Genomic DNA, 19,298 nt, shown 5'->3' on the forward strand with positions numbered 1-19,298 from the left:
CAGGCGGGTCCGCACCCGACGGAAGGACCGACCATGACCATCGCCGTCACCGGGGCCACCGGCAACATCGGCGGCGCGGTCGCCCGGGCGCTCGCCGCCGACGGCGTGCCGTTCCGCATGCTCGTCCGCGACCCGGACCGCGCCCCGCGGTTGCCGGGCGCCGAGGTCGCGGTCGCGACCTACGGCGACGCCGGGGCGAGCCGCGCCGCGCTCGACGGCGTCGACCTGCTCCTCATGGTCTCCGGAGCGGAGGCCGAGGACCGCCTCGCGCAGCACCGCGCGTTCGTCGGCGCCGCGGCGACCGCCGGGGTCCGGCACGTCGTCTACACGTCGTTCATCGGCGCCGCGGCCGACGCGACCTTCACGCTCGGGCGCGACCACTGGGCGACCGAGGAGGCGATCCGTGCGACCTCGATGGCGCACACGTTCCTCCGTGACTCGTTCTACCTCGACTTCGTGGAGGACCTCGTCGGCGAGGACGGCGTGATCCGTGGCCCGGCCGGCGACGGCGCGATGGCGGCGGTCGCCCGGGCCGACGTCGCGCGGGTGGCGACCGCCGTGCTGCGCGGACCGTCCGCGCACCTGGACCGCACGTACGAGCTGACGGGCCCCGCTGCGATCACGCTCGACCAGGCTGCGGCGACGGTCTCGGCGGTGCGCGGCACACCGGTGCGGTACCACCGGGAGACCGTCGAGGAGGCGTACGCCTCACGGGCGCGGTGGGACCCGGAGCCCTGGCAGGCGGACGCGTGGGTCAGCACCTACACGGCGATCGCCGAGGGGGCGCTCGCGCGCGTCTCGGACGACGTCGAACGGGTCACGGGGCGGCGACCGCTCTCCTTGCGTGACGTCCTCGAGCAGGGCTGACCAGCACCTGCACGGGGCCGTGCCCGTCGGCGGGGTGCACGAGCACCCGGCCGACCGAGGGACCGGGCAGCCCGCACCGCCAGACCGACCACGCCACCGGCGGGACGCGCCCGGCACGGCGTCCGAGCAGGACCGTGTGGTGGTGGCGGAGCGTCGGCGAGCGGTGTGCGACGACCATCCGGCAGCCGCCGTCGAGCGCGGCACGGAGCACCGGGTCGTCGCGGTCGCTGCCGGCCCGGATGACGAGCACGTGCAGACCGTGTGCGATGCGCTCACGGACGTCCTGGGCCGTGAAGACCGGCACCCTCCCCGAGAAGCCGCCGTCGGTCAGGACCGGCAGCCCGGTCGCGGAGATCACCAGTGACGAGATGCGCCAGGTGTCGGTGAGGAAGAGCGGCAGGCCGGGGGCCTGGTGCGCGTCGAGGCGCTCGGCCTCCGCGACGAGCCGACGGACGTCGGTCGGGTAGTACGTCGGCTCCCCACCGCGCCACTCCGGGGCGGACACCGCGAAGGGGGTGTCCGGTCGGTGCCGCCCCACCGACGCGTCGAGACCGCTGCCGTCGCGTGCCGCGTCGAGCGCCTGCAGCGAGAAGGCGGCCGGTCCGGCCACGACGGCCAGTCCGGTGACGACCGCGACGACCGCCCGGGAGGCACGGAACGGGTCCGCCCCGCGTGTCACCACCGAGCGTGGCGGCAACACCACCGCGACCAGCGCCGCGACGACCGTCGCCGTCGCGATCGTCGTCGCCGGGCGGGTGAGGACCGCGGGCGCCTGGCTGCCCTCGGCGAGGTACTGCCACCACCAGGCCTGGCCGACGGCGAGGACCACCGGCACGGCTCGGACCCAGACGACGTGCGACCGCGCGAGGGCGACAGCGGCCCGCCACCCGACCGCGCCGAGGACGGCGAGCTGCACCCCGACGGCGGCGAGGTACGCGGTGTGCGGGATCCGCGTCACGGAGAGGACGCCGGCCGCGGTGACCAGCCAGACGGTGACCACCACGAGGGTGACGGCGCCGGTGCGGGGGGCAGCGGCCGCGCCGGTGGTCGTGCCGGTGCCGGCCGTCGTGCCGGTGCCGGCCGTCGTGCCGGCGCCGGTGCTGAAGAGGCCGCCGAGTGCGTCGGCGGCGAGTCGACGACCCAGGCAGAGGACGACCACGCCGACGAGGACGGCGAACACGGCCGCGGGCAGCATCCACGAGACCTGCGAGCCGAGGTGCGGTTCGAGCAGCTTCGTGATCCGCCCCGGGTCCCCGGCGGACGAGGCGGCCGTGGTCGGGCGCACCGCCACGGACCCGGGCCAGGCGCCGGCGTGCAGCCGATCGAGCCCGTTGTAGCCGAACACCATCGCCCAGGGGTCGTCGTCGGTGGAGCCGTCGACGTACGGCCGGGCCCCGACGGGCGTCCGCGCCAGCCCGACCACCCACACGAGCGACGCGGCGCCGGCCACGACGCCGAGCACCGTCGTCCGCGCGAGGCGCCACCACACGCCCCAGTGCCGACCACCCGGGCGGGCGGTGGCGAGCAGGGTCCCGAGGAGCAGCGCCGGCAGCACGAACCACGCCTGCAGCATCTTCGCCTGGAACCCGACGCCCACCGCGAGCCCGGCGGCGACGAGCGGCCACCACCGTCCGGTGATCGCGGCCCGCTGCCAGCAGAGCAGGGCGACGGCGAGGGCGGCCGTGACCATGCCGTCCTCCATCGGGTGCGCGAACATCGAGACGAAGACCGGCGTCGTCGCGGCGGCCAGGGCGGCGACGAGGCCGGTGCCGACCCCGCCCCACCGGAGCCCGACGACCGAGCAGGCCCACACCGTGACGAGGCCCTCGAGGAGTTCGGGCAGCGCGATCGCCGTCGTGGAGTCCCCGAGCAGCCGGATGCTGAGCGCCTGCGGCACGAGGAACCCGGCGAGCTTGTCGAGGGTCACCGTCGCACCGGGGTCGAAGGCGCCGGACAGCATCGCGGGCCACGACTCGGACATCGACCGGGCGGCCGCCGCGTAGAAGGGAGCGTCGCCGCCGCGGGCGAGGTTCCAGCCCAGCAGCACGGTCGCACCGAGCAGCACGAGGAGCAGTGCCAGCCGCGCTGCGAGGTGTTGGTCGGCCCAGCGGGCCGGTCGTCCGGTGTCCACACCTGGACCCTGGCCGTCCGGGATGACGGTGCACCGCGATCGAGCCGCCAGCACGCCCCGAACACACGACCTCCGCTGAGCCGACGTGCGGCTCGTCCGGTCATCGTCCAGGACACGCGCAGCCAGGACCGAACAGGGTCTCAGGCGTTCCCGAGGTGCGAGGCCCCGGCCGACCTGCTCGCGGTTGCCCCGCGGCGGCCGGAGGTCCTGGTGGGCGCGGTCGCCCCGGGGTCAGTCGACCCGACGCGCGGCGATCGACCCGACCACGCCGAGGACGAGCACCGCCACGAGCACGACGAGCAACGGTGCCGTCCAGTCCCCGGTGGCCCCGTGCAGCGTGCCGGCGACGAGCGGTCCCGCGCTCCCGATGAGGTACCCGCCGCCCTGCACGAACGCGGACATCCGTCGGGCGTCGGCGTCGCTCGACACGATCCGGACGATCACGATGAACACGATGGTGATGCCGCCGCCCTGCGCTGCGCCGCCGAGCACTGACCAGAGGAGCCACAGCTGCGGCGCGAACAGGAGTCCGAGCGGCATCGCCAACCAGAAGAACGCGACGAGCGCGATGATCGCCCGGGGTCGCCACCGCGCCGCCAGCACCGGGACGCCGAGCGCGCCGATGACGGCGAGGATCTGGAACACCGACGAGCTCGCGCCGGACGACTCCTTCGAGAAGCCGATCTCGTCGTGCAGGAGCGTCGGGATCCAGGCGGTGAGGGCGTAGTACGAGAACGCCTGCCCGCCGAACGCCAGGGTGAGCCCCCACGTGATCCAGCGGCGGGCTGGCGCCGGCGTCGGGGCGGTCGCCTTCCGCTCGTGGTCGGTGTCGAGCACGAGGTCGATCGGCCCGGTGTGCGGGACGGGCTCGACCACGGACGGCCGACGCCAGGCCGCACGGGGACCGACCGTGAACGTCCAGCCGATGCCGGCGAGCACCGCCAGGACGCCCCACACCGCGATGGCGACCGGCCAGCCCCAGACGGCCGCGATCGGCGCGGTGCCGAGCGAGGTGATCATCGACCCGACGTTGAGCGCCGACGTGTAGACGCCCGTCACGAGCCCCACGCGCTCGGGGGCGGTGTCACGGCGGATCACCACGGGGATGACGACGTTGCCGATCGTGATGCCGATGCCGATCACCGCGGTGCCGACGAGCAGCGCCGCCGACGAGGGCAGCGACCGGACGACCGTGCCCACCAGGACGACGACGAGCGAGAGGGACACCGCGCGTTCGGGGTCGGCCTTCGCGATCACCCAGCTCGCGAGCGGCGTGGCGAGGGCGAAGCACAGCACCGGGATCGTCGTGAGGAGCCCCGCGATGCCCGCGGTGAGCCCCAGGTCGGCGCGGACGTCCCCGATGACGGGAGCGGTCGCGACGATCGGGCCGCGGAAGTTCAGTGCGATGAGGACCACCGCGGCCGGCAGCAGCCAGGCGGCGTCGCGCAGGCGAGCGGTCCGGCCCGTGGCGCCCCTGGCGGTCACGGCAGCAGGATCGGCAGGAGGTCCAGCGGGGTGGCCGCCTGCGCGACGGTGCCCTCGGCCTCGGCGGGGGAGCCGTAGCCCCACGCCGCGAAGATCGTCGGCACCCCGTGGACCGCGGCGCCCTCGACGTCGTGCTTCCGGTCGCCGATGAGCACCGGACGGCTGACGTCGAACCCGCGGGCGTCGAGCCGGCGCAGCGCCTCCGCGACCACGTCGGCCTTCGAGCTCCGGACCTCGTCGTCGCTCGCGCCGGTGATGATGTCGATGTCGCCGGTCAGGCCGTAGTGCTCGAGGATGTACGTCGCCGGGGTCTCGGGCTTGCTCGTCGCGGTCGAGATCGGCAGGCCGGCCTCGTGCAGGGTGTGCAGCACGACGTCGATGCCGGGGAACATCGCCGAGTCGAGGGCGCCGTGCGAGAGGTAGTGCTCGCGGTAGACGGCGAGCGTGTGCTCGGCCTGCGCGGTGTCCATGCCCATGGCGTCGTGGAAGGTGTCGAGGATCGGCGGTCCGACGAACGACATGAGCGTCGCGTGGTCCGGCACGGGGACGCCCACCGTGGTGAAGGTGTGCGTCATGCTCTCGAGGATGCCCGGAGCGGAGTCGCTGATGGTGCCGTCGAGGTCGAAGAGGATGGCGGTGAACGGGCGCGTCATGTCCTGCCCAGCCTAGCCGGGGCCGTGGACGCGCCCGTCCGGGTGCCGCGCCGGCGGGACGGAGGCGACCCGGGCCTCCCGACCGTGCGCGTTCCGACAGCCGGCCCGGCCCCCGCCTCAGAACAGGCGGGTGTGCCCGCCCTCGATGCCCCGCATCGCGTCGTAGTCGAGCACGAGGACGCGGATCCCGCGGTCCTCGGCGAGGGTCCGGGCCTGCGGGGCCACCGTCTGCGCGGCCAGCACGCCCTGCACCGGGCGGAGCAGCGGGTCGCGGTTCATGAGCTCGAGGTACCGCGTCAGCTGCTCGACCGCGTCGATGTTGGCGTTGCGCTTCATCTCCACCGCGACGCTCGCCCCCGCGTCGTCCCGCGCGAGGATGTCGACCGGGCCGATGGCGGTCATGTACTCGCGGCGGACGAGGGTGTGGCCGTCGCCGAGGAGCTCGATCTGCTCGGCGAGGAGCTGCTGCAGGTGTGCCTCGACGCCGTCCTTCACGAGCCCGGGGTCGACGCCCAGGTCGTGCGACTCGTCCGCGATCACGTCGTACAGGCTCACGACGAGCTTGTCCTGCGTCTTCTTCTGCGTGACCGTCCACACCTGCGTGATACCGGCCTCGGCCTGCTCCTGGCTCGGCTCACCCATCTCGATCGAGCAGGGCGGGCTCATCCAGTTCAGCGGCTTGTAGCTGCCGCCGTCCGAGTGCACGAGCAGCGAGCCGTCCGCCTTGAGCATGAGCAGGCGCGTGGCGAGGGGGAGGTGGGCCGAGAGTCGCCCCGCGTAGTCGACGGAGCAGCGGGCGATGACGAGACGCACCCGGCGATCCTAACGGTCGGTGCGTGCCCCGGTCGTGTCGGCGCCGGCCCGGTCGGTCGACGCGGCGGTGTCGGTGCCGGCCCGGTCGGTCGGCCCCGCGCTGTCGGTGCCGGCGCGGGCGGTCGACGCGGCGGTGTCGGCGCCGGCGCGGTCGGTCGACCCGGCCTGGAGGCGCGGTGCGGCCCCGCCGTCCGTCGTCGCGTCCTGCGGGTGGTCGCCACCACGGCCGGTGTCGGCCGCACGGGCACGTCGTCGCCGCAGCGTCTCGGCGGCTGCGCCGGTCTCGCGGGCTGCGCCCGACGCGAGCCCGGCGCCGATGATGAAGACGAACACCACGAGCAGGGCACCGAGCAGGCCGATGTGCTCCCCGAGGAACCCGATGAGCGGCGGTCCGGCGAGGAACGCCACGTAGCCGATCGTCGCGACGGCGCTGACCTTGAGCGCGGCCGAGCGTGGGTCGTCCGCCGCGGCCGACATGCCCATCGGGAAGCCGAGGCTCGCACCGAGTCCCCACAGCACGACGCCGACGATCGCGATCGGGATGACGTCCACGAAGATGAGCAACCCGAGGCCCACCACGGCGACGGCGGCGCTGACCCGGAGGACGGGGACGCGGCCGAACCGGTCGATGAGCGGACTGCCGGCGATCCGGCCGGCGGTCATCGCCGCGAGGAACACGGTGAGCACGGCGGACCCGGCCGCGTTGTCGAGGCCGTGCCCGTCGATCATGGCGAGCGGCAGCCAGTCGTTGGCGGAGCCCTCGGCCAGCGCCATGCCGAGCACGATGACGCCGATGAGCAGGGTCGACGGCTGTGCCCACACCTGCCAGCGGGTGAGCTGCACGGGGGTCGGGCTGGTCGTGGTGCTCTCGTGCTCCTCGTACCGGTGCTCGTCGCCGAAGCGGGCGGCGGCCGCGAGCATCACCAGGCAGGTCACGACCCCGAGGGCCGCGAAGTGCAGGACGACCGGGACCTCGAGGGCCTCGGTGAGCGCGCCGATCCCGGCACCCGCGAGGGTCCCGACGCTGAACGCGGCGTGGAACAGCGGCATGATCGTGCGGCCGCCGGCCTTCTCGGCGGCGGCGCCGGAGACGTTCATCGAGACGTCGACCAGGCCGTTGCCGAAGCCGAACGCGACGAGGCCGACCCAGATCGCGGCGAAACCCCATCCGAACGTGACGGCGAACCCGGCGAAGACGATCCCCGCGGCCAGGCAGAACGCGGCGACCTGCACCCCGCGCCGGGCACCGACCTTGGCGACGATGTGTCCGGCGAAGGTGAGCCCGCCGATCGAGCCGACCGCCATCCCGAGCACGAGCAGCCCCATCTCGAACGTGCTCGCGCCGAGCGAGTCGCGGACGCTCGGGATGCGGCCGAGCCAGGTCGCGATCGCGAGGCCCGACATGGTGAAGGCCACGAACACCGCGGTGATCCAGCCCCGGGTGGTCGGGGCGGTGCGGGCGGACGTCGTCGTCATGCTGCTCTTCCGGTTCTGCGTGTCGGTTCTCGGTGACGGTGCTGCGCGTCGGTCTTGCGCGTCGGTTTTGCGCGTCGGGCGCGTTCTCGCGTGTCGGGCGAGCGGTCGAATCGATTCGACCGCGGGTGACAGTTACGCTAACGGGCGATGGACGAACCGGCAACCGCGAACGGCGCGGCGCGACCCGACACGGGGAGCCGTGCCGCACGCCCGACCCTCGCCGCGGTCGCGCGGGCCGCAGGGGTCGCGCCCTCGACCGCCTCACTCGCCTTCAGCGGGGCCGGCCCGGTCTCCGAGGAGGCCCGTACACGCGTGCTCGCCGCCGCCGCGGAACTCGGTTACGGCGGTCCCGACCCGCGTGCACGGTCCCTCCGCCGCGGTCGGTCCGGGGTCATCGGGGTCGTCATGGACGAACGGCTCAGCGACGCCTTCCGGGACCCCGTGAACGTCCTGACGCTCGACGGCATCGCCGAGGTCGCCGGCGAGGCCGGCACCTCCCTGCTCCTCGTCCGGAGCCCGCTCGACGACGCCGGGCTCGTCGGACCGCTCGTGGACGCCCCGGTGGACGCGGTCGTGCTCATCGGGTGCAACGTCCGGATCGACCCCGCGGTCGCCGTGCTCCGTCGACGGAACATCCCCGTGGTCGCGATCGAGGCGGACGAGATCGAGGGCGCCGTGCCCGTCCAGCTCGACAACCGCGAGGCCTCACGGCGCGCAGCCGCGTTCCTCCGCGATCTCGGGCACACCGAGGTCGCGGTCGTGACGCTCCCGCTCGACGGCACGCACCAGCGCGGTCCGGTCAGCGCCGAGCGCGAGGCCGCTGGCATCGCGCACACCTCGCTCGAACGACTCCGCGGCGTCCGGGGCGTCTACCCGTCCGCGCCGGCCTGGGAGGCGGCGGGCAGCTCGGTCGAGGAGGGCCGGATCGTCGGCGCCGCGCTCTTCGCTGTCGACGCTCCGCGTCCCACGGCCGTGGTGGTGCAGAGCGACGTGCTCGCCGTCGGGGTGATCTCGGCCGCGTTCGACGCCGGGCTGCGCGTGCCGGAGGACGTCAGCGTCGTGGGGTTCGACGGCATCCCGGTCGACGACAGCCTGTTCCACCGCACGCCGATCCGGCAGCTGACCACGCTCGTGCAGCCCTTCGTGCAGAAGGGGCAGGCGGCGGCCCGGGCGGCGATCGCCATGCTCGAGGGTGCTCCGGCGCAGCCCGCGGCCTTCCGGTCCGAGCTGCGCATCGGCGACACGACGGCGCCGCCGCCGGCCGCGCGCTGACGCGGCCGCGCCGCCCGCGCCCCGAGTCTCGTGCTGAGCGACAGTTCTCGCGGCTGATCGCGCGAGAACCGTCGCCCACGCCGAGTCTCGCGCCCGCTTGGCCGAGTCTCGGGCCCGCCTGGCCGAGTCTCGCGCCCGCTCAGCGCGCCAACGCCGCCGCGATCCAGCCGCGCCGGTGCGCCCGCACACCGAGCGTCACCGCCCGCACCCCGATGTACCCGAGGGCGAAGGCCGCCCACAGCCCCGTGAGGGTCCCGCCCGCCCACCACAGCAGCGGCAGGTACACGACCAGGTTCACCCCGCCCGCGATCGCCAGGTACCGTGCGTCCCCCGCGCCGATGAGCACGCCGTCGAGCACGAACACGTACCCGGCGACCGGCATCCCCACCGCGACGATGAGCAGGACAACGGGCAGCGCGTCCTGCACCGCCGACGCGTCGGAGAACACCGGACCGAGCACCCCGCTCACCGACGCCGTCACCAGCCCGAGGAGCACCCCGCCCGCGATCCCGAGCAGCACCAGCCGACGCGTCACCAACCGCACCCGATCGGGGTCCCGCGCCCCGAGCCCGTGTCCGACGAGCGCCTGACCGGCGATCGCGAGGGCGTCGAGCGCGAACGCGAGCGTGGAGAACACCGTCAGCCCGACCTGCGTGGTGGCGAGCCCGGTCGTCCCGAGCCCGGCGGCGACCGACACGGTGGCGAGCATCGCGACCCGGAGCGACGCCGTCCGGAGGAACAACCACGCACCCGATCGCAGTGCGCGTGCGACGCCCGAGGCACCCGGTCGCAAGGGCGCACCCGCCGCCCGCGCTGCCCGCACGGCGATCACCACGTAGACCGCTGCCATCGCCCACTGCACCAGGACCGTTCCCGCCGCCGACCCTTCGACGCCCCAGCCGGCACCGTAGATGAGCACCGCGTTGAGGAGCCCGTTCGCGACGAAGCCGACGGTGGCGACGACGAGCGGGGTCCGCGTGTCCTGGAGCCCACGGAGCAGCCCGGTCGAGGCCGTCACCACGAGGATCCCCGGCAACCCGACCAGGGAGAGCGTCAGGTACGCGGTCGCCGCCCTCGAGACGTCCTCGGAAGCGCCGAACGCGTCGACGAGCGGCGCGGCGAGCGGCCACCCGACGAGCGCGAGCACGACCCCGAGCACGAGCGCCAGCCACATGCCGTCGATGCCCGCGTGCACCGCACCCCGTCGGTCACCGGCTCCGAGGGCCCGCGCGACGGCCGGAGTCGTCGAGTACGCGAGGAAGACGAGCAACCCGGTGACGGTCTGGAGGACGGCGCTCGCGATGCCGACGGCGGCGAGCGGCGTCTGCCCGAGATGCCCGACGAGCGCGGTGTCCGTGAGCAGGAAGAGCGGCTCGACCACGAGTGCCCCGAGCGCGGGGACGGCGAGGCGGACGATGTCCCGGTCGACGCGGCGGGTCTCGGAGCCGTGGGTCACCGGTCCATTCTGGCGGCGGTATCCTCCGGGCTGTGGACGCCCTCGCGCTCGTGCCGGCGGCCGTCGGCATCGCGCTGAGTCCGTTGCCGGCGGCCTCGGTCGTCTTCCTGCTCGGCCACCGGCGTGGTCCAGGGTCCGCGGTCGGACTCGCCGCGGGGTGGACGGCGACCATCGCGGTCGGCCTCGCCGTCGCGGTGCTGCTCGGCGAGCGTCTGCCTCCGGAGACGTCGGGCGGCACGACGGTCGAGGCCGTGATCGCACTCTGCGCCGCGGTCCTGCTGTTCGCGCTCGCCGTGTGGCAGTGGGTACGACGTCGACTCCCGGACGGGTCACCTGCGAGCTCGCGGTGGGCCGACCGCGTGGATGCGATCGGCAGCGCGCACGCCGTCGGGCTCGGCGCCCTCCTGACCGTCAACCCGAAGGTCGTCGTGCTCGTGCTGTCGGCGGGCCTCGTCTTCGGCGAGGCAGACCCCGCTGCTGGCTGGACCGTCCTCGCCGGCGTGTGCTTCGTCCTCGTCGCGGCGCTCCCCACGGTGCTCCCGATCGGGATCGCGGTGGCGCTCGGCCGTCGCGCGCAGCCCGTGCTGGACACGCTCCGCGAGTGGATCGCCCGCTGGGGATCGCTCTCGCTCGTGGTCGTGCTCGTGGTGCTCGGGACCGTCCAGCTCGTGACGGGGCTGGCCGGCCTGCGCTGACGGTGCGGCACCGCGCCGGCCGGGAGGCGCGTGGCGGGCCCGCACCGCGCCTCCAGGCCGTCACCTGGAGCGTCCCGCGCGTCGGGACCCCGAGGACCGTCGTTCAGTCGGCGCGCGGTTCCGCGGGGACCGCCGCGGTCGCGGCGTGCGCAGCGTCCGACGCTGCGGGCGTCGCCGGATCGGTGCCCCGCGCCCGACCGATGAGGTCCATGACGTGGAACACGACGATCGCCGCGACCGTGCCGACGATGATCCCGCCGAAGGTGGCGCTGCCGAAGGAGAACGTGAAGTCGGCGATGCCCATGATGAGCGCGATGCCGGCGGTGAGCTGGTTCTTCGGCTTCGCGAAGTCGACGCGGTTCTCGACCCAGATGCGGATGCCGATGATCCCGATCAGGCCGTAGAGCGCCGTGGTCGCTCCGCCCAGCACCCCGGCAGGGACGGACGAGATGATCGCGCCGATCCTCGGCGAGAGCCCGAGCAGGACCGCGACGATCGCTGCGACCCAGTAGGCGGCGGTCGAGAAGACCCGCGTGGCAGCCATGACGCCGATGTTCTCGCCGTAGGTCGTCGTGGCGGAGCCGCCGCCCACACCGGCGAGCACGGTCGAGATGCCGTCGGCGAAGAGCGCGCGACCGGTGAGCGGGGTGAGGTCCCGGCCGGTGAGCTGCCCGACGCCCTTCACGTGGCCGACGTTCTCGGCGACGAGCGCGAGCACGACCGGCACGAAGCCGAGGTAGATCGCGAGCTGACCCGCGTCGAACGCCGGCGCGGTGAACGTCGGCAGGCCGACCCACGGCGCCGCAGCGACCTTCGAGAAGTCGACCTCGCCCGCGAGGACGGCGGCGACGTACCCGACGACGACGCCGATGACGATCGAGAGCCGCCCGATGAGCCCCTTGAAGAGGACGGTCACGAGGATGATCGTGAGCAGGGTGATCAGCGCGACCGCCGGCGCCTTGACGAAGTTGTCGCGGGCGGCGGGCGCGAGGTTGAACCCGATGAGCGCGACGATCGCACCGGACACCACCGGCGGCATCACCCGGTCGATCCACCCAGCACCGGCCAGGTGCACGACGAGCCCGACGATGGCGAGCAGCGCTCCGACGACGATGATCCCGGACAGGGCGAGCGGGATGCCGCCGATCTTCGTCGCTGCGCCGATCGGGGCGAGGAACGCGAACGACGAGCCGAGGTAGCTCGGCAGCCGGTTCCCGGTGATGAGCAGGAACAGGATCGTCCCGATGCCGCTGAACAGCAGGGTGGTCGACGGCGGGAAGCCCGTGATGAGCGGGACCAGGAAGGTCGCGCCGAACATCGCCACGACGTGTTGGACACCGAGACCGACCGTCCGCCCCCAACCCAGGCGCTCGTCGGGGGCCACGATCGTCGTCGCGGAGACGGTCCGGCCGTCACCGTGCAGCTTCCAAGGGAGTCCCATGCCGGAAACGGTAGTGGCACCGGGACTCGCGTGACGAGGCCCGGGCCCGACCTGTGGACGACCGCGAGGCCGTCCACAGGTCGGGGACGGCACCCGGGCAACGGTGGCTATCGTGGACGCCATGACCGACGTCGCAAGCACTTCCGGCATCCACACCGACGAGCTCGACGCAGGTGTGCGCCCCCAGGACGACCTGTACCGCCACGTCAACGGCACGTGGGTCGCCGCCACACCGATCCCGGACGACAAGGCGCGGTACGGCGCGTTCACGATCCTCGCGGAAGAGGCCGAGCTCGCCGTCCGGGACATCGTCGAGCGGTCCCAGCAGGCCGCGCCGGGCACGGAGGAGCGCAAGGTCGGGGACCTCTACACCGCGTTCACGGACGAGGAGCGCCTCGAGGCGCTCGGCACCGGGCCCATCGAGCCGCTGCTCGCGGAGATCGACACCGTCGACTCGGTCGAGGACGTCCTCCGCACGGTCGGACGCTTCGAACGCCTCGGTCTGCCGGGCTTCCTGCAGCTCTTCGTCGACAACGACCCGGGTGACCCGGAGTCCTACGTCGTCTTCCTCGAGCAGAGCGGCCTCGGGCTGCCCGACGAGTCCTACTACCGCGAGGACCGCTTCGCCGACATCCGGACGAAGTACCGCGAGTTCGTCGCCGCCATGTTCCCCCTCGCCGGGTTCGACGATGCCGGCGCCCGCACCGACGACGTCATCGGGCTCGAGACCGCGCTCGCGGCGCAGCACTGGGACAACGTCACGACCAGGGACAGCCAGAAGACCTACAACAAGCTGCCCTGGTCCGAGGTCGCCGCGCTCGCCGAGGGCATCGACCTCCGCGCCTGGTGGGAGGCCATCGACGCCCCGGCCGGTGCGTTCGAGACCGTCGTGGTCCGCGAGCCCTCCTTCATCACCGGCTTGGCCGCGCTCCTGGTCGCCGAGCCGATCGAGGCGTGGAGGAACTGGCTCCGCTGGCAGGTCGTCCGTGGATCGGCCGCGTACCTGACGAGCGCGTTCTCCGCGACGAACTTCTCGTTCTACGGCACTGCGCTCACCGGCGCGCCGAAGCAGCGCGAGCGCTGGAAGCGTGGCGTCTCCCTGGTCGAGGGTGCGATGGGCGAGGCTGTCGGGCGCATCTACGTGCAGGAGCACTTCGACGAGACCTCGAAGGCGACGATGGACGAGCTCGTGGCGAACCTCGTGGAGGCCTACCGGCAGAGCATCACCGGCCTCGACTGGATGACCGACGAGACCCGGGCCCGCGCGCTCGACAAGCTCGACAAGTTCACGCCGAAGATCGGCTACCCGGTGCGGTGGCGCGACTACTCGGCGCTCCAGGTCTCCGCGGACGACCTCATCGGCAACGTCCGGGCCGTCGCGAGCTTCCAGGTCGACCGCGAGCTCGGCAAGATCGGCAAGCCGATCGACCGCGACGAGTGGTTCATGACGCCGCAGACGATCAACGCCTACTACAACCCGGGCTTCAACGAGATCGTCTTCCCGGCCGCGATCCTGCAGTTCCCGTTCTTCGACGCCCAGCGCGACCCTGCCGCCAACTACGGCGCGATCGGTGCCGTCATCGGCCACGAGATCGGGCACGGCTTCGACGACCAGGGTTCGCAGTACGACGGGGACGGTCGCCTGGAGAACTGGTGGACCGAGGCCGACCGTGCGGCGTTCGAGGAGCGCACGAAGGCCCTCATCGCGCAGTACGACGCGCTCGTGCCCACCGAGGTGCCCGACGGTCACGTCAACGGCGCACTCACGATCGGCGAGAACATCGGTGACCTCGGCGGTCTGTCGATCGCGTGGAAGGCGTACCTGCTGTCCCTCGACGGTCAGGAGCCCCCGGTCGTCGACGGGCTCAGCGGCGCCGAGCGCTTCTTCCTGAGCTGGGCCCAGGCCTGGCGGATGGCGATCCGTCCGGAGGAGGCCGCACGCCTGCTCAGCATCGACCCGCACTCCCCGAACGAGTTCCGCTGCAACCAGGTCGTGCGGAACATCGACGGCTTCTACGACACGTTCGGCGTGACGGAGGGCGACTCGATGTACCTCGACCCGGCCGAGCGCGTCGCGATCTGGTGATGGCCGAGCCGGACGCGGCTCTGCCGTCCCGGCGTCGCCGTCCGGACCGGAGCGGCGTCGGCGGTGCGGGCGACCGCCCGCGCGGCGGCGGTCGCGACCACGGGCGCCACCGCGGCGGTGCGGACGACCGGTTCGGAGCCACCCTGGAGGCACTGGGCGGCCTGGCCAGGGACGGTGCGGCGGTCAGCGCCTCCGTCATCGACACGTCGTCCGGCAAGGCGCTGCTCGCGGTCGACGACACCCTCGTGCAGCCGGTCGCGAGCCTCGGGCGGGTGCTGCTGCTCATCGAGGTGGCGGCGCAACTCGAGGACGGTGGCCTGCACGGCGACCGCCTGCAGCGGATGGCCCGGGACACCGCCACCGGTGCCGGACTGTGGCAGTTCCTGCAGGAGTCGACCATGCAGGTGTCCGACCTCGCGACCCTGGTCGGTGCCACCGCAGACGCGTGGGCGATGAACGCGCTGCTGTCGACCGTCGGCATCGACGCCGTCCGGGAGCGTGCGGAGTCCTTCGGCATCGAGCGGACGGCCCTCATCGACCGCGTGCGGGACCGACGGGGTCCGGACGACGCCCCGGATGCCTCCGTGGCGGCGACCGGGGAGCTCAGCTGGCTGTTCCGTGGCCTCGCGCTCGGCGAGGTCGTCGACGAGGCGGTCTCGAACCGGGTCCTCGGGTGGCTGTCCCTGTCGAGCGACCTGTCCCTGGTGGCGGGGTCCTTCGCGCTCGACCCCTTGGCCCACCGCTCGCTCGACCACGGGCTGCAGGTGGTCTCGGTCACCGGCTCGTCGCTCGGCGTCCGGGCCGAGGCGGGCATCCTGCGCGGACCGGCGTCGTCGGTGAGCTACGCCGTCACGGTGACCTTCGACGACGCCACGCTCCAGCGGCGCCTCGCCGTGGTGGACGCCCTGCGGACCATGGGCACCGAGGTGCTCGAGGCCGTGCACCAGCCCGCGCGCCGCTGACCGCCCGGCGCGCCGTTGACCGTCCAGCGCGCTGCTGACCAGCCCGCGCGCCGCTGACCAGCCCGCGCGGCCACGGCCGGGCGCGCGCCGCTGCCCGTGCCGCGAGACCCCCGCTCAGCCGAGCAGCAGCCGCACCCACGCGTCGAAGCGCTGCCGGATGACCCGCGCCGTCACGTCCGGCCGCCCGATGCCCGCGTAGTTCGGCTCCCAGGTCTCCACGTACGGGTCTGCCCGTGCGGCCGCGAGCACGTCCCACGCCCACACGTCGCCCACCCGCACACCGGAGTGCTCCTCGTACGCAGCGAGGAACCGGTCCGCGGCGTCCGGCGCCCCGAGCAGCACGAGGTCCTGCCGGCACCACGCGACGTCGACCCCGCGTGGGGCGGACACCGCGCCGGACCAGTCCACGATCCCGGTCAGCCGGTCGCCCTGCCACACCGCGTTGCCGGTCCAGAAGTCACCGTGCGTGAGGACGCGTCGCTGGTCGGTCGTCGGCCACGCGCCGGCGGCAGCACGTGCGAGCCGCCCGGCGGCGCGGTTCGGTGCCCGCCCCTCGTCGGGCAGTCCGACGGGGTCGAGCGCGTGGACCCGGGCGAGTGCGGCACCGAGTGCGGCCGCGGCGGCGTCGAGGTCGAGGTTCGCCGGCGGGGTCGTCCCGGGCATCGCGGTCGTGACGATCGTCGGGACGCCGGCGACGGTGCCGTGGGCGAGCAGCCGCGGTGCGAGGTCACCGAGCGGTCCGAGCCGTTCGAGGACCGCGGTCTCCCGGTCGACGGCGTCGTCACCGCGGGGGAAGGTCCGGACGACCACGGGCCGGCCGTCGTCGTCCGCGAGCGCCGTCCGCGCGTGCTGACCGCCGGACAGCGTCCGGACGAGCCGCAGCGGTCGGCCGAGGAGGACGCTCCCGGCGTCGACGGTCCCGTGGTCCACCAGTGGAGCGTATTGAGCGTGTTTGTCACGGAACGGTAACGGCACTGACTTCACCCAAACCAGTTCGGCACGGGTGCCGAATCCCCTGCACAGACCGGGAACCACCCGGAGCGCTCACCAGCCGCAGCTGCTGGTTCTCTCCACCCGTCATCGGGTGGGTTCGGCGCGCCATCGAACGCCGCGCCGAGCGCGACACAGCAAAGGAACTCATCATGCGCAAGAGCCTGAAGACCACGATCACCCTCGCCACGACCGGCGCGCTCGTCCTCGGTGGCGCCGCGTTCGGTGTCGGCGCCGCGAACGCGTCGACCCCGGCGGTCCACACCGTCTCCTCCAGCTCGTCGAAGATCCCGGCGCCGGTCGCGTCGGTGCCCGAGGTCCTCGGTGGCACCACGGCCGTGAAGCTCGACTCGGGCTTCACCGACGCGCTGACCGCGCTGAAGCTGACCCCGGGTGTGTCGGGCAACGCCAAGCTCGCCGACGGGTCGGTGTCGTTCCCGATCACGGCCGGTTCGGTGACCTACTGGAACCCGGAGGGCAACTACCGTCCGTACGTGCAGGGGCTGCTCAACCACGACGACTCGGGGCTGACGCTCAAGGCCGGTGACACGACGGTGACGCTGGAGAACTTCGTGGTGAACCCGGGTTCGTCCAAGCTCTACGGTGACGTGCTGGTCAACGGCAAGGTCGCGGTCGCGAACGCGTACCTGTTCGAGCTCTGGGGTGGCACGCTCAAGCCGCTGCAGCTCGAGGGTGACAACGCGGTCCTGACCGGCACCACGGTCCACATCTCCGAGGACGCTGCCGGCCTGCTGAACAAGACCTTCGGCACCGACGCCGTCAAGCGCGGCCTCCTCGTCGGCACCGCCACCATCACCGCCAAGATCAAGTAACACCCCGCGGACACCACCCGCACCGCACGCACGAAGCGCCGCCCCGCACGATGGGGCGGCGCTTCCGTGTGCGACGGGACGCAGCGCAGCAGCAGCGGACCCAGCGAAGCGGGACGCTCAGCGCAACAGCACGAACGAGCGCAGCGGATCCGGTGCCACGTCGCGCGCCTCCGCGAACCCGAGCGATTCGTAGAAGGCCCGCTGACCGGGCTCGTCGTCCGTGAGCAGCACGGTCTGCCGGACGTGCGCGTACCGGCGGAGCACCTCGCCGAGCAACGCCCGGCCGACGCCGGTCCGCTGGTGGTCCGGGTGCACGAGGACGTCCTGCACGTACAGGATCGTCGCCCCGTCGGACACCGTCCGGGCCAGGCCGACGAGGACGCCGTCCTCCCGGGCCGTCACGACACCGTGCGAGCCGGCGACCGCCGCGACGAGCAGGTCCGGGTCGCGGGTGTACGCCGACCAGCCGACGGAACGGTAGAGCTCGACGAGTTCGTCCGGACCCGGTACGGTCCACGCGATGGTCACCACCGGGTCATCGTGGCAGACCGGACCGTCAGGAGGTCGCCTGGCCCTCCGGCACGAACGCCTGGACGCTGAGCAGCGGCGCGTCGGCCGCCCGGCAGGCCTGGTGTCCCGAGTCCTTGAGGAACAGCGACGTCTTCGAGCCCGGCGGGTAGACGCGGAAGCCGTCCGGGGTCACGGGCGAGCAGTCCGCCGTCGAGTAGTTCCCGGCTTGCCCCACCTTGAGCGGTGCCACGGCGACCTGACCCGGCTTCAGTGTCACGGTGGGGTGCGGGGCCGACCGGTCGAGGGTCGCCGCTGCACCGATCTGCTTGCCCGTGCCACCACCGACGAACGAGACCCCGGGCCAGCCCTGCAGCGTGCAGGTCGTCGACCCGGTGTTCTCGAGCGTGATGTGGAAGACGGTGCTGCCCGCGGCGCCCCCGCTCCCGGGCTCCTCTCCCACCGCCAGGGCGGACGTCGCGCACCGAGCCGACCCGGCCGCGGACGACGACCCCGACGACCCCGATCCGGACGAGGACGACCCCGACGACCCGGACCCCGACCCGGACGAGGACGACCCCGACCCGGCCGACCCCGAGGCCGACGGGCCCCCGGACGCACTGGTGGGCGCGGTGGTCACGGCGCCCGTCGACACCGACGTGGCGGTCGGACCCGTCGTCGATCCACCCCCGGCACACCCGGCGAGGACCCCGACGGCGAACACCCCGACGGCGACGGACACGAACGAGCTTGCTGTCCTGCGCTGCATGGACCAACGCAACCACCGCCCGGCAGCCCTGTCTCGGGCAGTGTCCAGGCACCGCGAGCACACTCGCGGGCACCGGCACGGGGAACCGTGCACCACCAGCACCACGGACGACGGAGACCGCCATGACGGACAAGCACGAGCAGGCACGCGGCGACGAGGGTCGCGCGGACGGTGTCGAACCCCGCGCCGGAGCCTTCACGGACAGCGAGATCCCGGGCGAGGAGCACGTGGCCAGCAGCGAGCCGGTGGGGGAGTTCGTCTCGAGCGACATCCCGGGCGAGGACCGTCCGACGCCCGACGGTGAAGAGGGCGAGTACGTCGAGAGCGACATCCCCGGCGAGCCGGAGCCCGCCGGTCCCGAGGGCGTGGGTCACTACGTCGACAAGGACGAGTGACCTGAGCAGACGTTCAGTCGACGAGGTCCGCGGCGACCAGTCGGCGGAGCGTCTCGACGCCGGCGGGCGGACAGCGGTCCGCGTCTGCTGAGGTGACCCACTCCACCTCGTCGACCTCCGCGGAGGCGACGGGCGTGGCGGAGTCGAGCGTGCCTCCCGGCCGGACCAGGAACAGCGCCATCGCGACCATCGTGCCCGGCGCCTGCCCGTGGGCCGGTTCGAGGACGGTGCCGAACGGTTCGACGTCCTGCTCCGTCAGCCGGAGGCCGGTCTCCTCACGGGCTTCGCGGAGTGCGGCCTCGACGTCGGTCTCGTGCGCCTCGGCCTTGCCGCCGGGCAGGTAGAGCACGTCGCGCCCGCGCGCGCGCACCATCAGCACACGGCGGTCACGGACCAGCAGGAGCGCGCTGACCCGGAGCGTCACCGGGTCGGACGGAGGGCCCACGCGCCCCGGTTCCGCCGCGCCG

General features: G+C 73.4%; 18 protein-coding genes. 7 read left to right on the forward strand and 11 right to left on the reverse strand.

What is annotated here, in order from left to right; all coding sequences use genetic code 11:
* Window positions 1-33: 33 nt before the first annotated feature.
* Window positions 34-867, forward strand: coding sequence for an SDR family oxidoreductase (locus MON03_RS00460; RefSeq protein WP_242089831.1), 834 nt, complete (start codon window positions 34-36; stop codon window positions 865-867).
* On the opposite strand, the gene MON03_RS00465 is transcribed toward MON03_RS00460, so the two are convergent.
* The 5 genes from MON03_RS00465 to MON03_RS00485 form a co-directional block, all read right to left on the reverse strand.
* Window positions 818-2,998, reverse strand: coding sequence for a glycosyltransferase family 39 protein (locus MON03_RS00465; RefSeq protein ID WP_242089833.1), 2,181 nt, complete (start codon window positions 2,996-2,998; stop codon window positions 818-820). The genes MON03_RS00460 and MON03_RS00465 overlap by 50 nt on opposite strands.
* A 231-nt stretch (window positions 2,999-3,229) precedes the next feature.
* Entirely contained in the window at window positions 3,230-4,483 is a 1,254-nt protein-coding gene (locus MON03_RS00470; RefSeq protein ID WP_242089835.1) for an MFS transporter, read from the reverse strand.
* Window positions 4,480-5,136, reverse strand: a complete 657-nt coding sequence (locus MON03_RS00475; RefSeq protein WP_175327514.1) for an HAD hydrolase-like protein — start codon at window positions 5,134-5,136, stop codon at window positions 4,480-4,482. Before MON03_RS00475 ends, MON03_RS00470 begins: the two co-directional genes overlap by 4 nt.
* Window positions 5,137-5,253: 117 nt before the next feature.
* Window positions 5,254-5,949, reverse strand: coding sequence for an endonuclease NucS (gene nucS, locus MON03_RS00480; protein WP_242089837.1), 696 nt, complete (start codon window positions 5,947-5,949; stop codon window positions 5,254-5,256).
* 9 nt (window positions 5,950-5,958) lie between these two features.
* The gene (locus MON03_RS00485; protein WP_242089839.1) at window positions 5,959-7,425 is read right to left on the reverse strand and encodes an MFS transporter; all 1,467 of its coding nucleotides are present in this window, start codon (window positions 7,423-7,425) and stop codon (window positions 5,959-5,961) included.
* Between the two features lie 147 nt (window positions 7,426-7,572).
* Between MON03_RS00485 and MON03_RS00490 the strand changes: the two genes are divergently transcribed.
* Window positions 7,573-8,697 (forward strand): LacI family DNA-binding transcriptional regulator, encoded by a 1,125-nt coding sequence (locus MON03_RS00490; protein WP_242089842.1) that lies wholly within the window; start codon window positions 7,573-7,575, stop codon window positions 8,695-8,697.
* 139 nt (window positions 8,698-8,836) lie between these two features.
* Here the strand turns inward: MON03_RS00490 and MON03_RS00495 are convergent, their stop codons facing one another.
* The gene (locus MON03_RS00495) at window positions 8,837-10,153 is read right to left on the reverse strand and encodes an MATE family efflux transporter (protein ID WP_242089844.1); all 1,317 of its coding nucleotides are present in this window, start codon (window positions 10,151-10,153) and stop codon (window positions 8,837-8,839) included.
* A 32-nt stretch (window positions 10,154-10,185) separates the two neighbouring features.
* Between MON03_RS00495 and MON03_RS00500 the strand changes: the two genes are divergently transcribed.
* The gene (locus tag MON03_RS00500; RefSeq protein ID WP_242089846.1) at window positions 10,186-10,848 is read left to right on the forward strand and encodes a GAP family protein; all 663 of its coding nucleotides are present in this window, start codon (window positions 10,186-10,188) and stop codon (window positions 10,846-10,848) included.
* Between the two features lie 103 nt (window positions 10,849-10,951).
* On the opposite strand, the gene MON03_RS00505 is transcribed toward MON03_RS00500, so the two are convergent.
* Window positions 10,952-12,289 carry a uracil-xanthine permease family protein gene (locus MON03_RS00505; protein WP_242089848.1) on the reverse strand — a complete coding sequence of 446 codons (1,338 nt, stop codon included), beginning with the start codon at window positions 12,287-12,289 and terminating at the stop codon, window positions 10,952-10,954.
* Between the two features lie 121 nt (window positions 12,290-12,410).
* On the opposite strand from MON03_RS00505, the gene MON03_RS00510 reads away from it, so the two are divergent.
* Window positions 12,411-14,375: a M13 family metallopeptidase gene (locus tag MON03_RS00510; RefSeq protein WP_242089850.1), complete on the forward strand. Its 1,965-nt coding sequence runs from the start codon at window positions 12,411-12,413 to the stop codon at window positions 14,373-14,375.
* Complete coding sequence (locus tag MON03_RS00515; protein ID WP_022902960.1) at window positions 14,375-15,337, forward strand: serine hydrolase; 963 nt, start codon at window positions 14,375-14,377, stop codon at window positions 15,335-15,337. Before MON03_RS00510 ends, MON03_RS00515 begins: the two co-directional genes overlap by 1 nt.
* A 114-nt stretch (window positions 15,338-15,451) precedes the next feature.
* Here the strand turns inward: MON03_RS00515 and MON03_RS00520 are convergent, their stop codons facing one another.
* Entirely contained in the window at window positions 15,452-16,267 is an 816-nt protein-coding gene (locus MON03_RS00520) for a phosphotransferase family protein (protein WP_242089852.1), read from the reverse strand.
* A 212-nt stretch (window positions 16,268-16,479) separates the two neighbouring features.
* Here MON03_RS00520 and MON03_RS00525 point away from each other — a divergent pair, with 212 nt between their 5' ends.
* Entirely contained in the window at window positions 16,480-17,160 is a 681-nt protein-coding gene (locus MON03_RS00525; protein WP_022902958.1) for a hypothetical protein, read from the forward strand.
* Window positions 17,161-17,277: 117 nt separating this feature from the next.
* Here the strand turns inward: MON03_RS00525 and MON03_RS00530 are convergent, their stop codons facing one another.
* Window positions 17,278-17,691, reverse strand: coding sequence for a GNAT family N-acetyltransferase (locus MON03_RS00530; protein ID WP_242089853.1), 414 nt, complete (start codon window positions 17,689-17,691; stop codon window positions 17,278-17,280).
* A 25-nt stretch (window positions 17,692-17,716) separates the two neighbouring features.
* On the reverse strand, window positions 17,717-18,436 hold the full coding sequence (locus tag MON03_RS00535) for a DUF4232 domain-containing protein (protein ID WP_242089855.1): 720 nt from the start codon (window positions 18,434-18,436) through the stop codon (window positions 17,717-17,719).
* Window positions 18,437-18,558: 122 nt separating this feature from the next.
* On the opposite strand from MON03_RS00535, the gene MON03_RS00540 reads away from it, so the two are divergent.
* On the forward strand, window positions 18,559-18,831 hold the full coding sequence (locus tag MON03_RS00540; protein ID WP_242089857.1) for a hypothetical protein: 273 nt from the start codon (window positions 18,559-18,561) through the stop codon (window positions 18,829-18,831).
* Between the two features lie 13 nt (window positions 18,832-18,844).
* Here MON03_RS00540 and MON03_RS00545 read toward each other — a convergent pair whose 3' ends face one another.
* Complete coding sequence (locus MON03_RS00545) at window positions 18,845-19,276, reverse strand: NUDIX hydrolase (RefSeq protein ID WP_229727963.1); 432 nt, start codon at window positions 19,274-19,276, stop codon at window positions 18,845-18,847.
* Window positions 19,277-19,298 lie beyond the last annotated feature (22 nt).

It is taken from the genome of Curtobacterium sp. DN_7.5 (genome assembly GCF_022655355.1).
GTDB classification, from domain to species: domain Bacteria; phylum Actinomycetota; class Actinomycetes; order Actinomycetales; family Microbacteriaceae; genus Curtobacterium; species Curtobacterium luteum.